Origin of the sequence: Pseudomonas sp. HN2-3, from assembly GCF_020691745.1 — a bacterium.
In the GTDB taxonomy this organism is placed as follows: Bacteria; Pseudomonadota; Gammaproteobacteria; order Pseudomonadales; family Pseudomonadaceae; genus Aquipseudomonas; species Aquipseudomonas capeferrum.
On record NZ_CP085704.1, the window covers coordinates 814,297 to 830,042 of the forward strand.

General features: G+C 62.2%; 19 protein-coding genes. 9 read left to right on the top strand and 10 right to left on the bottom strand.

Translation table 11 applies throughout. The features are described from left to right. The first annotated feature begins 71 nt into the window (after nucleotides 1-71). Nucleotides 72-590 carry an acyloxyacyl hydrolase gene (locus LJX93_RS03735; protein WP_033701321.1) on the top strand — a complete coding sequence of 173 codons (519 nt, stop codon included), beginning with the start codon at nucleotides 72-74 and terminating at the stop codon, nucleotides 588-590. 68 nt (nucleotides 591-658) lie between these two features. Here LJX93_RS03735 and LJX93_RS03740 read toward each other — a convergent pair whose 3' ends face one another. The 5 genes from LJX93_RS03740 to LJX93_RS03760 all read right to left on the bottom strand — a co-directional run bounded on the left by LJX93_RS03740 (nucleotide 659) and on the right by LJX93_RS03760 (nucleotide 5,737). Beyond that, nucleotides 659-1,357: an SDR family oxidoreductase gene (locus LJX93_RS03740; RefSeq protein WP_227696762.1), complete on the bottom strand. Its 699-nt coding sequence runs from the start codon at nucleotides 1,355-1,357 to the stop codon at nucleotides 659-661. An 11-nt stretch (nucleotides 1,358-1,368) separates the two neighbouring features. Beyond that, nucleotides 1,369-2,796 (bottom strand): deoxyribodipyrimidine photo-lyase, encoded by a 1,428-nt coding sequence (gene phrB / locus LJX93_RS03745; protein WP_047582764.1) that lies wholly within the window; start codon nucleotides 2,794-2,796, stop codon nucleotides 1,369-1,371. Continuing rightward, nucleotides 2,787-3,686, bottom strand: coding sequence for a MerR family transcriptional regulator (locus tag LJX93_RS03750; RefSeq protein ID WP_047582761.1), 900 nt, complete (start codon nucleotides 3,684-3,686; stop codon nucleotides 2,787-2,789). The genes phrB and LJX93_RS03750 overlap by 10 nt, the downstream gene beginning before the upstream one ends. Next, on the bottom strand, nucleotides 3,676-4,644 hold the full coding sequence (locus tag LJX93_RS03755; RefSeq protein WP_033701316.1) for a YbgA family protein: 969 nt from the start codon (nucleotides 4,642-4,644) through the stop codon (nucleotides 3,676-3,678). Before LJX93_RS03755 ends, LJX93_RS03750 begins: the two co-directional genes overlap by 11 nt. 106 nt (nucleotides 4,645-4,750) lie before the next feature. Further along, complete coding sequence (locus LJX93_RS03760; RefSeq protein WP_033701314.1) at nucleotides 4,751-5,737, bottom strand: NAD(P)/FAD-dependent oxidoreductase; 987 nt, start codon at nucleotides 5,735-5,737, stop codon at nucleotides 4,751-4,753. A gap of 186 nt (nucleotides 5,738-5,923) precedes the next feature. Here LJX93_RS03760 and LJX93_RS03765 point away from each other — a divergent pair, with 186 nt between their 5' ends. Continuing rightward, nucleotides 5,924-6,829 carry a TIGR01777 family oxidoreductase gene (locus LJX93_RS03765; protein ID WP_033701313.1) on the top strand — a complete coding sequence of 302 codons (906 nt, stop codon included), beginning with the start codon at nucleotides 5,924-5,926 and terminating at the stop codon, nucleotides 6,827-6,829. A 13-nt stretch (nucleotides 6,830-6,842) separates the two neighbouring features. After that, nucleotides 6,843-7,856, top strand: a complete 1,014-nt coding sequence (gene hemH, locus LJX93_RS03770; protein WP_047582759.1) for a ferrochelatase — start codon at nucleotides 6,843-6,845, stop codon at nucleotides 7,854-7,856. Between the two features lie 51 nt (nucleotides 7,857-7,907). Here hemH and LJX93_RS03775 read toward each other — a convergent pair whose 3' ends face one another. Then, nucleotides 7,908-9,173: a uracil-xanthine permease family protein gene (locus LJX93_RS03775; protein ID WP_033701311.1), complete on the bottom strand. Its 1,266-nt coding sequence runs from the start codon at nucleotides 9,171-9,173 to the stop codon at nucleotides 7,908-7,910. 2 nt (nucleotides 9,174-9,175) lie between these two features. Then, nucleotides 9,176-9,814, bottom strand: a complete 639-nt coding sequence (gene upp, locus LJX93_RS03780; RefSeq protein WP_033701309.1) for a uracil phosphoribosyltransferase — start codon at nucleotides 9,812-9,814, stop codon at nucleotides 9,176-9,178. 159 nt (nucleotides 9,815-9,973) lie between these two features. On the opposite strand from upp, the gene LJX93_RS03785 reads away from it, so the two are divergent. The 4 genes from LJX93_RS03785 (at nucleotide 9,974) to LJX93_RS03800 (ending at nucleotide 11,902) form a co-directional block, all read left to right on the top strand. Then, entirely contained in the window at nucleotides 9,974-10,531 is a 558-nt protein-coding gene (locus tag LJX93_RS03785; protein ID WP_033701308.1) for a hypoxanthine-guanine phosphoribosyltransferase, read from the top strand. Nucleotides 10,532-10,533: 2 nt separating this feature from the next. Continuing rightward, nucleotides 10,534-11,007: a WbuC family cupin fold metalloprotein gene (locus LJX93_RS03790; protein ID WP_033701307.1), complete on the top strand. Its 474-nt coding sequence runs from the start codon at nucleotides 10,534-10,536 to the stop codon at nucleotides 11,005-11,007. A gap of 65 nt (nucleotides 11,008-11,072) precedes the next feature. Further along, a complete protein-coding gene (locus LJX93_RS03795) occupies nucleotides 11,073-11,543 on the top strand; it encodes a hypothetical protein (RefSeq protein ID WP_156310532.1) in 471 nt (156 codons plus the stop codon). 68 nt (nucleotides 11,544-11,611) lie between these two features. After that, nucleotides 11,612-11,902, top strand: a complete 291-nt coding sequence (locus LJX93_RS03800; protein WP_033701304.1) for a PA4642 family protein — start codon at nucleotides 11,612-11,614, stop codon at nucleotides 11,900-11,902. A 63-nt stretch (nucleotides 11,903-11,965) separates the two neighbouring features. Here LJX93_RS03800 and mqo read toward each other — a convergent pair whose 3' ends face one another. Further along, nucleotides 11,966-13,471 (bottom strand): malate dehydrogenase (quinone), encoded by a 1,506-nt coding sequence (gene mqo, locus LJX93_RS03805; protein ID WP_033701303.1) that lies wholly within the window; start codon nucleotides 13,469-13,471, stop codon nucleotides 11,966-11,968. 602 nt (nucleotides 13,472-14,073) lie between these two features. Next, a complete protein-coding gene (locus tag LJX93_RS03810) occupies nucleotides 14,074-14,307 on the bottom strand; it encodes a hypothetical protein (protein WP_047582752.1) in 234 nt (77 codons plus the stop codon). 144 nt (nucleotides 14,308-14,451) lie between these two features. On the opposite strand from LJX93_RS03810, the gene LJX93_RS03815 reads away from it, so the two are divergent. Beyond that, on the top strand, nucleotides 14,452-15,036 hold the full coding sequence (locus tag LJX93_RS03815; RefSeq protein ID WP_033701300.1) for a YajG family lipoprotein: 585 nt from the start codon (nucleotides 14,452-14,454) through the stop codon (nucleotides 15,034-15,036). Nucleotides 15,037-15,103: 67 nt separating this feature from the next. Here the strand turns inward: LJX93_RS03815 and LJX93_RS03820 are convergent, their stop codons facing one another. Further along, nucleotides 15,104-15,310 (bottom strand): hypothetical protein, encoded by a 207-nt coding sequence (locus LJX93_RS03820; RefSeq protein ID WP_033701299.1) that lies wholly within the window; start codon nucleotides 15,308-15,310, stop codon nucleotides 15,104-15,106. 160 nt (nucleotides 15,311-15,470) lie between these two features. On the opposite strand from LJX93_RS03820, the gene LJX93_RS03825 reads away from it, so the two are divergent. Continuing rightward, nucleotides 15,471-15,731 carry a hypothetical protein gene (locus LJX93_RS03825; RefSeq protein WP_033701298.1) on the top strand — a complete coding sequence of 87 codons (261 nt, stop codon included), beginning with the start codon at nucleotides 15,471-15,473 and terminating at the stop codon, nucleotides 15,729-15,731. Nucleotides 15,732-15,746: the final 15 nt, after the last annotated feature.

Consider the following 15,746-nt stretch of genomic DNA (forward strand, 5'->3'; position numbering starts at 1 on the left):
TGCCGATTTCTACCGATTTGCCTGGCAAGAGGCGAACACTAACAACAGCATCAGGAAGAAGGATGTTTCTTATGAGGAAACTGCTCGGCTTGGCGGCGGTTGCCGCCTTAACTTTGGGGCAAGTGGTGTCGGCGCAGGCTGCCGATGTTTCATTTTCGGTGGGGCAGACCGGTGACTCGACCATGGTCTATCGGCTGGGGTTGCAGTCGAACTGGGAGGCGAGCTGGTGGCAGACCAGCGTTGGTCGTCTCACCGGTTATTGGGATGGGGCTTACACCTATTGGCAGGGTGACGAGACGGCGAGCAACCACAGCTTGTCGTTTGCGCCAGTGTTCGTCTATGAGTTTGCCGGGGAATCGGTGAAGCCTTACATCGAGGCGGGCATCGGTGTCGCGGCCTTCTCCAGCACCGAGCTTGAAAGCAACGAGCTAGGCTCGGCGTTCCAGTTCGAGGACCGGATCGGTTTCGGCTTGCGCTTTGCCGGTGGGCATGAAATTGGCGTGCGCGCCATCCACTATTCCAACGCCGGTATCAAGCAGCCCAACGATGGTGTGGAAAGCTACAGCCTGCATTACCGTATGGCGTTGTAACCCACCTGCTTGGGCAGTGGGAGCGGGTGAGCCGCTCCCACTGCGGTAGCACCTTGCCAACCCTTGGGTCAGCGCGGCAGCGGCCACAAACTGCTAGGGTCCAGCGTCTCCAGCACCAGTTCAGGTTCTCGAAGCGGCAGTCGCCGCAGCAGTTCTTCGGCAGCGCTCTGCGCTGTCCACATCTCCGGCATAGCCTGCGCCGGTGTCACGGGGGTCTTCAATGATTGCGGCGCCACCACCGTCAGGCTGATCTGCAGTTGGTCCAGTACCTGGCGTTGCTCGCGAAACCACTGCGCGGTGCTGTTGAAACCGCTGGAAACCTGTGTGGGCGCAAACAGCTGCGAGGCTGAATAGCGATTGAGGATCGCCATTACCTGAGGCGCTTCACCCTTGGTCAGCAGCGGCAAGGCACTGGCCAGGCATTGTTCGCTGGCCAGCAGGTTGCTGGCGGCGATGGCCTCGAACAGCTCGGCATCAGGTATGGCGTCGGCCACATACTCACCGGTGCCGGCATTGATGACCAGGCAGTCCAGCGACCCCCAGTTGCCCAATAGCAGCTTGCTGGCTGCCTCGACCTGATCCAGCGCCTGCAACTGGCCCGGCAGGCGCAGCAATTGCGTGCCGTAGCGTTCGCCCAGCGTGTCCAGTGCTTCACACTCCCTGCCGCTTGCGGCTACCCGGTGCCCCTGTTCGAGCAACTGTTGTACCAATGCCAGCCCTAATCCATTAGTGGCCCCTGTCACCCAGACACTGCGAGCTCTATTCACGATACTGCCCCTTAATGCTGCCGACGCGGAAGGCCTTTGAAGGCTTCTAATGCGCGCTGGCGACTGCTGCCGAGATCGACTATTGGATTGTGATACGAATGGGTAGCAAAAAGATCCGCAGCCTTAACTGGCTGATGAATGGCTTTATCATCCAGCGCCTGCAGTTCCGGTACCCAGTGACGAATGAAGCGCCCCTGCGGATCGAAGCGCTGAGACTGCGAAACCGGGTTGAAGATGCGGAAATAGGGCACGGCGTCGGTGCCGGTAGATGCGCTCCACTGCCAGCCGCCGTTGTTGGCTGCCAGGTCGCCGTCTATCAGGTGACGCATGAAATGCCGCTCGCCTTTGCGCCAGTCGATCAGCAGGTTCTTGCTGAGGAACATGGCGACGATCATGCGCAGGCGGTTGTGCATCCAGCCGGTATGCAGCAACTGGCGCATGGCGGCATCGATGATCGGAAAACCGGTGCGCCCCTGTTCCCAGGCCGCAAGGTCTTCAGGTGCATCACGCCAGGGCAGGGCTTCGGTCTGGGCACGGAAAGCACGGTGACGGGATACCTGTGGATAACCCACCAGGATGTGCTTGTAGAACTCCCGCCAAAGCAACTCGTTGACCCAGGTCTGGATGCCGGTGCTGCCGCTGTCGAACTCGCCACGGTTGCTGGCCAAGGCCCCGTGCAGGCATTGCCGGGGCGAAATCACCCCGGCGGCCAGGTAGGCGGAGAGCTCGCTGGTGCCAGGCTTGGCCGGGAGGTCGCGCTGGTGTTGGTAGTCTTCCACCCGCTCATCGAGAAAACGCGACAGCCGTGCTTGCGCTTCGGCTTCGCCCGCTGGCCAGCCATCGCGCAAGGTACGCGGTACTGGGTCGAAGCCCAGCACATGCTCAGGTAGCGGGTCGCTGGCGATCGCCAGAGGCGCCTGGGGCTTTAGCCGTGGGGCCAGCGCGGGGAGGCTGCGGTGCAGATGCTCCAGGCAGCTTTTCTTGAATTGGCTGAAGACCTGGAAGTAGTCACCACTGCGGGTAAGGAGGGTGCCAGGGCGGAAGAACAGCTGGTCGAGGTAGCTGTGCGCCTGCACGCCTGATTGCTCCAGCCGCGCCCGCACAGCCTGGTCGCGGCGCTGTTCGTTGATGCCGTACTCGTCGTTCCAGTGCACGCTATCTATCCGATGCTGATGGCATACTGACATTATTGCATCTGATGCCTGATCCCACCTGTCAATTGAGCGGATCAGCAGCGGGATGTTGAGTGTGCCCAGTGCCTGGCGCAGCTCGCGCAGGTTGCGCAGCCAGAAGTCTACTTTGCAGGCGGCGTCGTCGTGAGCCTGCCATTGGCCGGGGCTGAGCAGCCACAGGGCGACGGTCGGGCCGCGCTCACAGGCGGCGCTCAAGGCGGTGTTGTCGTCGATGCGCAGGTCGCTGCGCAGCCAGATCAATTGCATGGTGCATTCATCTCTACAGGCCGGCGGTCATTGCCTTGAAGCAAACGCAATGCCGCCTGCGGGGTATCGAACAGGAGCAGGTCGGGGAGGTCGAGGGCGTTCAGTTGGGCTTCATGCAGGGCGAGCGTGGCGCCGCCCAGCAGTTTTGCCCCCGGCGTACCCTGCAGCGTGCGCTGCAAGGCCTTGATGTCGATGCGTGGCCCCAGGTGCAGCAACAGGGCGCGCGGTTGCAGCGCGGCGATGGCCCGTTGCAGTTGCGGGCCACCCACCGGCTGTTCAAGCACCTCGACAGGGATGCCGTTGCTGCTGAGCAGCCAGGCGCACAGCCACAGCTCAGGGTCGAAGGCGCGTTCGCTGTCTTCGGCCAGCAGCACTGGCGCACCCTGTAGCAGCTGGTTGTCGTGATACACCCGGGCGCCGAGTTTGCTGCGCAGCCAGCTGTGGAAGAACACTTGCTCAAGCCGTGCATTGAAATAGTTGCGCCAGCGCAGGTCCAGGCTGTCGAGCAGGGGTAGCAGCAATTGCTCGCACAGGGTAATGGCGGGGTACAGCGCCATGGCCTGGTTGAGTTGCTGGTCAAGTGCCCGCTGCGAGAGGTTGGCGATAGCCTCGATCAACTGCGTCTGTCGCGCCTGCCAGTTGCTTTGTGGGGCGGTGCTGGCCGGTTTATCGAGCAGTTCGCGCACCTGCCCCACCGATGCGCCGCGCTGCAGCCAGGCCAGGATCGCTTCGACCCGTTCGACCTGCTCGTTGGAATACAAGCGATGCCCTTTTGCGGTGCGCTGTGGCTTGAGCAGGCCGTAACGGCGTTCCCAGGCCCGCAGGGTGACTGGGTTGACGCCGGTGCGGCGGGCGAGTTCGCCGATCGCTAGCAGGGCCTCAGACGGCATTGCGCAACCCTAGGCTTTCGGGGTGTGGCTGCAGGTAGGCCTGCTGCATCAGGTAAGGGTCGGGGTGCTTGCGCAGGTGGTGCTTGAGCAGCGTCAGCGGTACCACCAGCGGCACCACGCCCTGTTGGTACTGGCTGATGATGGCTTGCAGTTCGGCCTTGTCCTGCTGGGTCAGGGCGTCTTTGAAGTAACCGCTCAGGTGCTGCAGTACGTTGCAGTGCGTGCCACGGCTGGCGCAGCGGCGCAGGGCCTGCATCAGCTGGCTGAAATAGTGTGGGCCGACCTGCTGCGGGTCGTCATCACGGCTCATGCTGCCCAGTAGTCGCCCCAAGGTGCGGTAGGCATGGGGGTTGTTGGCCATCAGCAGGTACTTGTAGCGCGAGTGAAACCGCACCAGGGCACCGCGGCTCAAGCCTTCGGCCAGCAGGCGCTGCCAATCGGCATAGGCGTATACGCGGCTGATGAAGTTTTCGCGTAGCACTGCGTCATGCAGGCGGCCTTCCTCCTCCACCGGCAGATCCGGGCGAAGGTTGCAGAAGGCCTGGGCATACACACCACGTCCGCTATGCAACGCAGGGTGGCCGTTATCCTGGTAGACCTTGACCCGCTCCAATCCGCACGAAGGCGACTTCTGCATGAAGATATAGCCGCAGATATCGTCGAGCTCGCCGGCCATCTGCTCGCCATAGGTGCGCAGCGGGCCGGTGAGGTCCATGCCGGGGTTGCGGGTACCGACCACTTCCGGCTGCTCCGGGTCGCCTACCAGGCGAATAGGGTCGCGCGGTACACCGAGGCCGATAGCGACCTCGGGGCAAACCGGCAGCCATTCGAAGTGCGCTTCAAGTTGCGCGCGGCACAGGTCGGATGCCTTGTGCCCACCGTTGTAGCGCACACTGTGCCCGGTCAGGCAGGCGCTGATGGCGATGCGAGGCTTGCAGTGAGCGGAAGGGGATTGCATGGCTGTCTCCGGTAAACTTGTACGCGATATCTATTTTGTACAAGTTTATTCCAGCACAGCCTTGGCGTTATGCAAACTGATTTTTTTGTACAGGCTCAGCGCCCGTTCAGTCGAGATGCTCCAGCAGCCGGCGAGCGGCTTCCTGGCCACTCAGCCAAGCCCCCTCGACGCGGCCGGACAAACACCAGTCGCCGCAGGCGTACAGGCCTTGATCGGCATCGGCCAACGCGCCCCACTCATGGTGGCTGGTGGGGCGTGCATACAGCCAGCGGTGGGCGAGGGCGAAGGTGGGTGCCGGCACCACACAGCCGACCAGTTCGGCGAATTCGCCCCATAACTGCTCGATCACCTCTTCCTTGGGCAGGTCGATATGCTGCCGGCTCCAGCTCGACGTGGCATGCAGCACCCAGGTGTCGAGATGCTCGTCACGCCCGGGCTTGCTGCGGTTGCGGGCCAGCCAGTCGAGCGGGTTGTCCTGCACGAAGCAACCTTGCATGGGGGTGTCCAGTGGCGTCTGGAAGCCCAGGGCGACGGCCCAGGTAGGCTCCATCTGCACGCCGGCGGCCACGGCAGCCAGTTTGGGCGTCGAGGCCAGTAACGGCGTTGCCTGCGGCGCAGGCACCGCGATCACCACGCGGCTGAATGGGCCGTGGCTGCAGCCTTCGGTGTCTTGCAGGTGCCAGTACTGCTTGCCGCGGAATACTTCAGCGATGCGGCAGCCAAAGTTGACCGTCACATCCTTGAGCATGCCGCGGGTGATGGCACTCATGCGCGGCACGCCTACCCAGCGAGTCTGCTCATCCGGGGAGGGTGTGAGTTCGCCGTCGCGGTAGTTGTACAGTTGCGGCTTCCATTGCTCGGCCCAACCCGCAGCCACCCATTGCTGGACCTGATCGACGAAACGCCGGTCACGGGCAGTGAAATACTGGGCGCCGAGGTCCAGCGCGCCAGCGTCGCTGCGCTTGCTGGCCATGCGCCCGCCACTGCCGTGGCCTTTGTCGAACAAATGCACGGATTGCCCGGCCTTTTGCAGCGCCTGGGCGGCGGACAGACCGGCGATACCGGCACCGATGATGGCAATAGGTACTGTCATGATGGCCTCTTCAAACCTTGCTGTGAGCAGACTACGCTGTCAGGCAAACCTGTACAATGCACAAATTTTGTATAAGGTTATTCCGCTTTATAGAGCAGGTTGGCCTATGTTTATCCGAGAGCGTCGGGTCAAAAAAGTGCCTTGTTCTAAAAATAGACCACTGCCGCATTCTGCGAGGACACAGCCATGCATATATTGCTGACAGGCGGCACCGGTTTGATAGGCCGGCACCTGTGCCAGCTCTGGCTCGGCCAGGGCCATCGCCTTACGGTTTGGAGCCGCCGGCCTGATCAGGTACCCAAACTGTGCGGTAGCCAGGTGCGCGGCATCGCCCGGCTTGAAGAACTGCAGGCGGATGATCAGTTGGATGCGGTCATCAACTTGGCCGGCGCGCCGATTGCCGATCGGCCTTGGACCGGCGCCCGGCGTAACCTGCTGTGGGCCAGCCGGGTCACCCTGACCGAGCAGTTGCTGGCTTGGCTGGGCAGCCGTGAGCAGCGCCCGGAGGTGCTGATCTCCGGGTCTGCGGTGGGCTGGTACGGGGATGGCGGTGAGCGCGAACTGACCGAGGTATCGCAGCCGGTACGCGAAGATTTTGCCAGCCAGTTGTGCATCGCCTGGGAAGAAACCGCCCAGCGTTCGCAGGCACAAGGCATCCGGGTGGTGCTGGTGCGAACGGGGCTGGTGCTGGCCAGCGATGGCGGCTTTTTGTCGCGCCTGCGCCTGCCCTTCAAACTGGGGCTGGGCGGGCCGTTGGGCGATGGCCGGCAGTGGATGCCGTGGGTCCATATAGACGACCAGGTCGCCCTGATTGATTTTCTCTTGCAGCACAAGGACGCCAGCGGTCCTTATAATGCCTGCGCCCCAGAGCCTGTGCGCAACCGCGAGTTCGCCAAGCGCCTGGGCCGGGCCATGCACCGGCCGGCCGTGCTGCCCGTGCCTGCGCTGTTGCTCAAGGCCGGCCTTGGCGAGCTGTCGACGCTGTTGCTCGGTGGCCAGCGGGCGCGCCCGGTGCGCTTGCTGGCGGCAGGGTTCACCTTCCGTTTCAATGATCTGCAATCGGCCCTGGACGACTTGTCCAGCCGCCTCTGACATAGGACGCTGCATGACTGATCACGCCCTGCTGCTGGTCAACCTGGGTTCCCCGGCCTCCACTTCGGTGGCCGATGTGCGCCGTTACCTCAACCAGTTCCTGATGGACCCGTACGTGATCGACCTGCCCTGGCCGGTGCGGCGCTTACTGGTGTCACTGATATTGATCAAGCGCCCGGAACAGTCGGCGCACGCCTACGCCTCCATTTGGTGGGAGGACGGTTCGCCACTGGTGGTGCTGACCCGCCGTCTGCAAGCCGCGATGGTCGAGCACTGGCCCCATGGCCCGGTGGAGATGGCCATGCGCTATGGCCAGCCGGCATTGCCCGAGGTGCTCGAGCGCCTGGCCGCCCAAGGCGTGCGCACGGTCACCCTGGCACCGCTTTATCCACAGTTTGCCGACAGTACGGTTACCACGGTGGTCGAGCAGGCGAAGCAGACCATCAGCGAACGCCAGCTGCCGCTGCAGATGCGTGTGCTGCAGCCGTTCTACGATCATCCCGACTACATCGACGCGCTGGTGGCCAGTGCCAGGCCCTATCTGGAGCAGGATTACGATCACCTTCTGCTGAGTTTCCATGGGCTGCCGGAACGGCACCTGAAGAAGCTGGACCCCACCGGCAAGCATGATTTCCGAGCGGCCGATTGTTGCAAGGACGCCAGTGCCGAGGAGCGCGCAGTGTGCTATCGAGGGCAATGTCAGGCCACGGCCAAGGCGTTTGCGCAGAAAATGGGTATCCCGCACGGCAAGTGGTCGGTGTCGTTCCAGTCGCGGCTGGGGCGGGACAAGTGGATCGAACCCTACACCGAGAATCGCTTGGATGAGCTGGCTGCTGCGGGGGTGAAGAAGCTGCTGGTGATGTGCCCCGCGTTCGTTGCCGATTGCATCGAGACGCTGGAAGAGATTGGCGACCGCGGCAAGGAGCAGTTCATCGAGGCGGGGGGCGAGGAGTTGGTGCTGGTGCCGTGCCTGAATGATCACCCGGAGTGGGTGCGGGTGTTGGCGGGGATGTGCGAAAAGGCTTGAATGCAAAGGGCCGCATTGCGGCCCTTTGCGAGCGGTCTGGCAAGGCCGCTCTTACACATCCAGCTTCTTGTTCTTCCAGCCGTCATTGCCCGGCAGAATGAGGTTCAGGGCAATGGCCACTACGGCGCACAGGGAAATACCCTTGAGGCCCCAGTCGTCCGGGCCGTCACCGCTGCCGATCAAGACCCCGCCAATGCCGAACACCAGGGTCACCGAAACGATCACCAGGTTGCGCGCTTCGGCCAGGTCGATCTTGTGGCGAATCATGGTGTTCATGCCCACCGCCGCGATCGAACCGAACAGCAGGCACAGAATGCCGCCCATGACCGGTACCGGAATGCTCTGCAGCAGCGCGCCGAACTTGCCGATGAAGGCCAGGGTGATGGCAAAAATAGCCGCCCAGGTCATGATCTTCGGGTTGTAGTTCTTGGTCAGCATCACCGCGCCGGTCACTTCGGCGTAGGTGGTGTTGGGCGGGCCACCGAACAGGCCGGCAGCCGTGGTCGCCAGGCCATCACCCAGCAAGGTGCGATGCAGGCCGGGCTTTTTCAGGTAGTCGCGGCCGGTCACGCTGCCCACAGCGATCACCCCGCCGATGTGTTCGATCGCCGGCGCCAACGCCACCGGCACGATGAACAGGATGGCCTGCCAGTTGAACGCCGGCGCGGTGAAGTTGGGGATCTCCAGCCAAGGCGCGGCGGCAATCTTGGCGGTGTCGACCACACCGAAGGCGAACGCCAGGGCAAAGCCCACCAGCACGCCGGAGATGATCGGTACCAGGCGGAAGATGCCCTTGCCGAACACCGCGACGATCAAGGTGGTCAGCAGCGCCGGCATCGAGATCAGCATGGCGGTCTGGTAAGGCATCAGCGCAGCACCATCACCGCCCTTGCCCATGGCCATGTTGGCGGCGATCGGCGCCATGGCCAGGCCGATCGAGATGATCACCGGGCCAATCACCACGGGCGGCAGCATGCGGTCGATGAAACCGGTGCCTTTGATTTTGACCATCAGCCCCATGAAGGTGTAGACGAAGCCTGCGGCCATCACGCCGCCCATGGTCTCGGCCAGGCCGAACTGGCCCTTGGCAAGGATGATCGGGGTGATGAAGGCAAAGCTCGACGCCAGGAACACCGGTACCTGACGGCCGGTGACCAGTTGGAACAGCAGCGTGCCGATGCCAGCAGTGAACAGCGCGACGTTCGGGTCGAGGCCGGTGATCAGTGGCATCAGCACCAGCGCGCCAAATGCCACGAAGAGCATCTGCGCGCCCGAAACGACCTGGCGCCAGAGCGGGTCGTTGAAGCCGTCCTGCATGGTCAGGCGTCCTTTTGCTTGGTGCCGAAGATCTTGTCGCCGGCATCACCCAGGCCCGGCACGATGTAGCCGTGCTCGTTGAGGCGCTGGTCGATCGAGGCGGTGTAGATCTGTACGTCGGGGTGGGCTTTTTCCACCACGTCGATACCTTCCGGTGCTGCAACCAGGACCATGGCGCGGATTTCCTTGCAGCCAGCCTTTTTCAGCAGGTCGATGGTGGCGACCATCGAGGCGCCGGTGGCCAGCATCGGGTCGATGATCAAGGCCAGGCGCTGGTTGATATCCGGTGCGAGCTTTTCCAGGTAGGTGTGGGCTTCGAGGGTTTCCTCGTTGCGCGCGACGCCAACGGCACTGACCTTGGCACCCGGAATCAGGCTGAGCACGCCGTCGAGCATGCCGATACCGGCGCGCAGGATCGGCACCACGGTAATCTTCTTGCCGGCGATTTTTTCGACCTGCACCTTGCCGCACCAGCCGTCGATCTCGTAGGTTTCCAACGGCAGGTCTTGAGTAGCTTCATAGGTCAGGAGCGCGCCGACTTCCTGGGCGAGTTCGCGAAAATTCTTGGTGCTGATGTCGGCACGGCGCATGAGGCCGAGCTTGTGGCGGATCAGCGGATGGCGGATCTCACGAGTGGGCATAGGGGGGCTCCGAAAGGCGGGCAAAAAAACCGCGCTAGATTAATCTATTCAACCTGTGCTGTCGTGTAGTCCTTTTGGACGTTAGTCCATAAATGCTTGATCTGTGACGAGCGGATGCGTACCTTTGCCCGCTTTTCCAAAATACCCCCGGAGAGCGCAATGTCCGCCGATCTCGAGCACATCCGTCAAGTCATGCGCGAAGCTGACTGTCTGTACAACGAAGCCGAAGTCGAAGCGGCCATCGCCAAGGTCGGCGAGCAGATCTGCAAAGACCTGCACGACAAGAACCCGGTGGTCTTCTGCGTGATGAATGGCGGCCTGATTTTCACCGGCAAGCTGCTGACTCACCTGCAGTTCCCGCTGGAAGCGTCGTACCTGCACGCCACCCGCTACCGCAACCAGACCAGCGGCGGTGAGCTGTTCTGGAAGGCCAAGCCTGAAGTCTCGTTCATCGACCGTGACGTGCTGATCGTCGACGACATCCTCGACGAAGGCCACACCCTCAGCGCCATCATCGAGTTCTGCAAGCATGCCGGCGCTCGCTCGGTGCACACCGCGGTGCTGATCGACAAGGACCATGACCGCAAGGCCAGCCCGGACCTCAAGGCCAACTACGTCGGCCTGCCGTGCGTCGATCGCTACATCTTCGGCTATGGCATGGATTACAAAGGCTACTGGCGCAACGCCAACGGCATCTTCGCCGTCAAGGGGCTGTGACCATGCGCCAGCCCGCGTTCATCGACCAATCGCTGTTCGCTGGGCTGGCGCAAAAGGCTGCCGCCAACCCTCGCGGGCGGCAGCACCACAATTTCCACGAGATGGAAGAGCCCTGCCACCGCATGGCGGTCGGGTTGCAGCCGAGCACGTACATCCCGCCGCATCGGCATCTGAATGACGACAAGGCCGAAGCACTGATCGTGCTCAAGGGGCGCCTGGGCCTGCTGATTTTCGATGAGCAGGGCGCGCTCATCGACAAGCGTGTGCTGCAGGCTGGCGGTGACTGCCTGGGCGTGGACCTGGCACCGGGTACCTACCATGGGTTGGTGGTGCTGGAGCCAGACAGCATCTTGTTCGAGTGCAAGGCCGGGCCGTACCGGCCGGTGGGCGAGGGCGAGCATGCGCACTGGGCGCCACGCGAAGGCCAAGCGGGCGTGGCCGAGTACCAGGCCTGGATGCGCGCGCAGTTCGATTGAGCGGCGGCTCCGGTACAGGCTGAACACAGCATGCTAGAGTGCCTGTTCATGCCAAGGAGCCTCACATGCGTGCGATTGTTCCCCTCCTGTTGGCGGTCAGCCTGCCGATCGGTGCAGCACCGCTGCACAGCCAGTTTCTGCCGCCCGATGACCTGTCGTTGCGCCAGGAAGCGCCGACTGGACAGCAACTGCTGCAGGTGACCGATTATTCGGTCGTAGTAGGTGCCCAGCGCCAGTCCGACCAGCAGCCGATCCCGATCACCGCCTCGTTGCAGATGCGCCTCAAGGGCAAGCCGCTGAGCAAGGGCGCCACCCTTGCCCAGGTGCTGCTGACCTTCGATGGCGAGCCCGGCAAAAGCTTGAAAAAACCGGTCTATGACGAAAAAAACCGCACCTTGAGCCTCAATTACCCGGTCAGCGATTACCGCGTGATCATGGACCTTTTGCGCAACGAGACGCTCTACGTGCAGTTTCTGACCTATGGCAACGGCCATATCTGGGCCGACCTGCACACCGGGACCGTACGTACGCGTTGAGGCGCGCGCCCTGCGGGGGGTAAACTGCCGGCCTTCGAAATTCCGTGATGGTCCAGTTGGAGTCGGCAATGCGTAAAGACAAGAAACAGGTAATCGGTGACGAAATCAGCGACGACTACATCAAGTCGTACCTTCAGTTCGAGCCGGCCGATGGCGTGACTTCGCCTTCTCAGCACAAGCTGATCAAGGCCTACCGCGGTCTGCGTATTGACGACTTCGAGCGTTTCGTCCGCTTCTTCGTCGAAGCTGGCCTGGACCTGGATGGCAAGGACGAGCACGGCAAGACCTTTGTCGAGGTAATCGCCGACCAGCGCGGTGCGCCGGAGTACATCGAGGTCATCGAGAAAGCTCGGGGCTGATGTGTAGCCTGTATCGCAGCCACAAAAAAACGCCCCGAGGGGCGTTTTTTCGTTTCAGCCAGCTCAGGCGTAATGCTGGGCCGGGCTGTCTTCTACCAGTTCCAGCGCCGCATCGTTGTCGGCACTGATCTTGCGGTACAGCGCAGCATCGGTTGCCAAGGTCTTCTCGCGAGCCGGGAAGATCTCCTTGAGCTTGGCAGCCCAGGCACCTTTGGCCTGCTCGGGGAAGCAGCGCTCGATCAGTTCGAGCATGATCGAAACGGTGACCGAAGCGCCCGGCGATGCGCCGAGCAGCGCCGCCAGGCTGCCGTCCTGAGCCGAGACCAGCTCGGTACCGAACTGCAGAATGCCGCCTTTTTTCGGGTCTTTCTTGATGATCTGCACGCGTTGGCCGGCCACTTCCAGGCGCCAGTCTTCGGCTTTAGCCTGCGGATAGAAGCGACGCAGGGATTCCAGGCGTTGCTCCATCGACTGCATCACTTCACTGACCAGGTACTTGGTCAGGTCCATGTTGTCGCGGGCTACGGCCAGCATTGGGCCGATGTTGCCCATGCGTACCGACAGCGGCAGGTCCATCAACGAGCCATGCTTGAGGAACTTGGTGGTAAAGCCGGCGTAAGGGCCGAACAGCAACGAGGTCTTGCCGTCCACCACGCGGGTATCCAGGTGCGGCACCGACATCGGTGGCGCGCCGACTGCGGCCTGGCTGTAGACCTTGGCCTGGTGCAGTTTGACGATTTCCGGGTTGTCGCACCGCAACCACTGGCCGCTGACCGGGAAGCCGCCGAAGCCTTTGCTCTCGGGGATGCCGGAAAGCTGCAGCAGCGGCAGGGCCGCGCCGCCGGCGCCGAGGAACACGAAGCGGGCATCGACTTCACGGCTGCCGCCGCTGTTGACGTCCTTGATGCTCACGGTCCAGCCGCTGCCGTTACGGCGCAGGCCGACGACTTTCTTGCTGTACTTGACCTGCGTGTCCGGGGTGTCGGCCAGCAGCTTGAGCATTTTGTTGGTCAGCGCGCCGAAGTTGACGTCGGTGCCTTTCGCCACGCGGGTGGCGGCGATGTGCTGGTCGGCCGGGCGGCCGGGCATCATCAGCGGCATCCAGTCCTTCATCACGGCCTTGTCTTCGGTGTATTCCATCTCGGTGAAGGCGTGATGCTGCTTGAGCAGCTCGAAGCGCTTCTTGAGGAAGGACACACCCTTTTCACCTTCGACGTAGCTCAGGTGCGGGACAGGGTTGATAAAAGCACGCGCCGAGCCGAAGTTGCTCTTCTTGCTCAGGTAGGCCCAGAACTGGCGCGAGACCTCGAACTGGGTGTTGATGTGCACGGCCTTCTTGATGTCGATGCTGCCATCGGCGGCCTGGGGCGTGTAGTTAAGCTCGCACAGGCCAGCGTGGCCGGTACCTGCGTTGTTCCAGGGGTTGGAGCTTTCCGCGGCCCCGGAGTCCATCGCCTCGACGACCTCAAGCTTCAGGGTCGGGTCGAGCTCCTTGAGCAGTACGGCCAGGGTGGCACTCATGATGCCCGCGCCTACCAGTACTACATCAACCGATTCGTTCTGCGCCATTTAACGCGTCTCCACAATCTACAGCTACCTAATTGACAGCATAGGACCTGGGTTTGCCAGGATCGCCATGTCCGACTTTTCGCAGTTCTTGCAACTTCCGCGGACACCGCCAATCAGTCTTCGGGTTCAGGTATTGAACCCCGTTTGCCACAGGTGCGGCAATTCGACTTATGGTCAAGGTGTCGTGCGTGCGTTATGGAGCGGCCTCAGATACTCATCCGGGATGAGCGCAGTTGCCGCCTGTTCAGGGCTGTTCGGGACACATCTGCTGCTTTTGCACATGCCAGACTGTTCATTTGCTCGCCACACTCTCGTGAAGTTGTGAAAAACCGTTTTTTCACGCTCTTTTGGAGACGTGAACCTCAAAAGGGGACTGCGCGATGGCAACCCACAGGTTCATGCAGTGCGAAGGGCCGGAAAAGCAGGCACGACAGCCGATGCAAGACCTGAGTGGAAGGCTCTCTGTGGGCGAAGCGGTGAAGGTGCCGGGGTCAAGCGGCAAATGCGGGGCCCGATCAGGAGACGTCCTTATAATCGGGGGGAGATTATAGCGATGTCGCGGGCAGAAAGGTCGTTATTCGTGGTTTTTATTGCAGCGTTTGTCAGGCCGGCAGGCTGCGTTGATGCCAACGGTTGTTTGCGCGCGCGCAAACCCGAGCGTTGGCGGGCAATTGGCGGCCCAGCCAGGCGAGCTGCACTTCGCTGACCTGCACCCAGCCACTGCCGCTTGGCGGCTGGCTACAGTGCTTGAACGCCAGGCATTTGCCGTCGGCGTCAAGGTGGGCATAGGGGCGGTGGCGCGGGCGTTGGAAGAGCAGGGTCCAGAGCGAGGCCATGGCGGTGAGTCCTTTGTGTTAGGGCTGGGCCAAGGATAACGGCAGGGGCATGAAACGATTGTGACAGCGCAGCCTTGGCGATGACTGGCCTGTGCGAGGCTGGGTATACTGTGCGCCTTAGCCGCATTTTCTGGAGAAACGCGCATGTTGCAACGTCTGTTGTTCGGTTTGATCGCCGTGGCCAGCCTCAGCCTGGTCGGATGTGCCCACAGCCCGCAACAACTCAGCCCGCAACCCAAGCTCACCGCCCAGCTCGCACCTGTCGGCCAGGGTCAGCCGGTGGTGGTCAAGGTGGTTGATGGTCGGGCTTCGCAGTCCCTGGGCACTCGCGGTGGCATGTACCCCGAGACCAGCACCATCAGCGTCAGTGGCAATGATGTGCTGCCCAAGCTGCAGGCCCAGGCCGAAGCCGCTGTACGCCTGCTCGGTTTCACCCCGACGCCGAACGCTAACAATGCGCCGCAACTGACCGTGACCCTGGCCGAGCTGAAATACCAGTCGCCCAAGGACAACCTGTACGTGACCGAGGCCACCATCGGCGCCACTTTCCGTGCCGACGTGGCCAACGCCAACCGCCGCTACAGCGGCCGTTACGGCGCTTCGCTGGATCAGCGCTTCGGCATGGCGCCGAACCAGGAAACCAACACCAAGCTGGTCAGTGATGTGCTGAGCGACGCCCTGACCCGCCTGTTCAAAGACCCGACCATCGGGCAGGTGCTGGCCGAGTAAGCGTTCAGTTGCCTTACAAAAAACCCGCTGCCTGGCAGCGGGTTTTTTGTGGGTGGCTGCGGGGGCTTCAGGCCGCCTGGATGTGGAAATCCAGCACGCTGAAACCGGTGGCAACATCCACCTCTGGCAAGTCTTCATGAGCATGCCCTCCCAATGCGCAATAGACCAGCCACTGCCGGTCTTGCACATTGATGGCGAAACCGTCGATCAACGCCTGTTGTTCGTCGCTCTGGGCAACGAGATAGAGGCGGTCCTGGTTTTCGGCGTGCAGCATGAACAAGCTCCGGATCGGGGAAAGGCCGACAGGGTGGCCTGTTCTGATGACGAGCATGTGACAGATGAAATTTAGTGACACTTTGTCGCCCAGGCCGGGCGCCTGGGGCGGACTTGGGTAGAATGCCGGCCTTCGTTGTCGTTCAAACCGAGGATGCGTGATGTCGTTGCAAGTGCTCTGGGGGTTTCTGGCCGCCCATCCCACCAAGCTGATCAACCTGCTGGCATTGCTGATGACCTGCCCAGGCGGCCTGCTGCTGCACAGCGCACGGCGCCGCGAGGCGGTCACGCGTGAAAGCCTGGCAATGGATGAAGGGGTGATGGATGCGTTTGACCTGAGGGTGCCGCGTTACTTCTATATTCTCGGTTTTTCGTGCCTGGCCCTGGCGCTGTTGTTGTCCTGGTTCAGTACCTGGGTCTGAAAACCTGGGGCCGCA

Coding starts and splice junctions, on each gene's coding strand:
- LJX93_RS03750 (WP_047582761.1), bottom strand. CDS start 3,686: ATGCCGTCTGAGGCCCTGCTAGCGATCGGCGAACTCGCCCGCCGCACC.
- LJX93_RS03765 (WP_033701313.1), top strand. CDS start 5,924: ATGCATATATTGCTGACAGGCGGCACCGGTTTGATAGGCCGGCACCTG.
- LJX93_RS03825 (WP_033701298.1), top strand. CDS start 15,471: ATGTCGTTGCAAGTGCTCTGGGGGTTTCTGGCCGCCCATCCCACCAAG.
- LJX93_RS03735 (WP_033701321.1), top strand. CDS start 72: ATGAGGAAACTGCTCGGCTTGGCGGCGGTTGCCGCCTTAACTTTGGGG.
- phrB (WP_047582764.1), bottom strand. CDS start 2,796: ATGCAATTGATCTGGCTGCGCAGCGACCTGCGCATCGACGACAACACC.
- hemH (WP_047582759.1), top strand. CDS start 6,843: ATGACTGATCACGCCCTGCTGCTGGTCAACCTGGGTTCCCCGGCCTCC.
- LJX93_RS03755 (WP_033701316.1), bottom strand. CDS start 4,644: ATGCAATCCCCTTCCGCTCACTGCAAGCCTCGCATCGCCATCAGCGCC.
- LJX93_RS03785 (WP_033701308.1), top strand. CDS start 9,974: ATGTCCGCCGATCTCGAGCACATCCGTCAAGTCATGCGCGAAGCTGAC.
- LJX93_RS03760 (WP_033701314.1), bottom strand. CDS start 5,737: ATGACAGTACCTATTGCCATCATCGGTGCCGGTATCGCCGGTCTGTCC.
- LJX93_RS03810 (WP_047582752.1), bottom strand. CDS start 14,307: ATGGCCTCGCTCTGGACCCTGCTCTTCCAACGCCCGCGCCACCGCCCC.
- LJX93_RS03775 (WP_033701311.1), bottom strand. CDS start 9,173: ATGCAGGACGGCTTCAACGACCCGCTCTGGCGCCAGGTCGTTTCGGGC.
- mqo (WP_033701303.1), bottom strand. CDS start 13,471: ATGGCGCAGAACGAATCGGTTGATGTAGTACTGGTAGGCGCGGGCATC.
- LJX93_RS03815 (WP_033701300.1), top strand. CDS start 14,452: ATGTTGCAACGTCTGTTGTTCGGTTTGATCGCCGTGGCCAGCCTCAGC.
- upp (WP_033701309.1), bottom strand. CDS start 9,814: ATGCCCACTCGTGAGATCCGCCATCCGCTGATCCGCCACAAGCTCGGC.
- LJX93_RS03800 (WP_033701304.1), top strand. CDS start 11,612: ATGCGTAAAGACAAGAAACAGGTAATCGGTGACGAAATCAGCGACGAC.
- LJX93_RS03790 (WP_033701307.1), top strand. CDS start 10,534: ATGCGCCAGCCCGCGTTCATCGACCAATCGCTGTTCGCTGGGCTGGCG.
- LJX93_RS03820 (WP_033701299.1), bottom strand. CDS start 15,310: ATGCTGCACGCCGAAAACCAGGACCGCCTCTATCTCGTTGCCCAGAGC.
- LJX93_RS03795 (WP_156310532.1), top strand. CDS start 11,073: ATGCGTGCGATTGTTCCCCTCCTGTTGGCGGTCAGCCTGCCGATCGGT.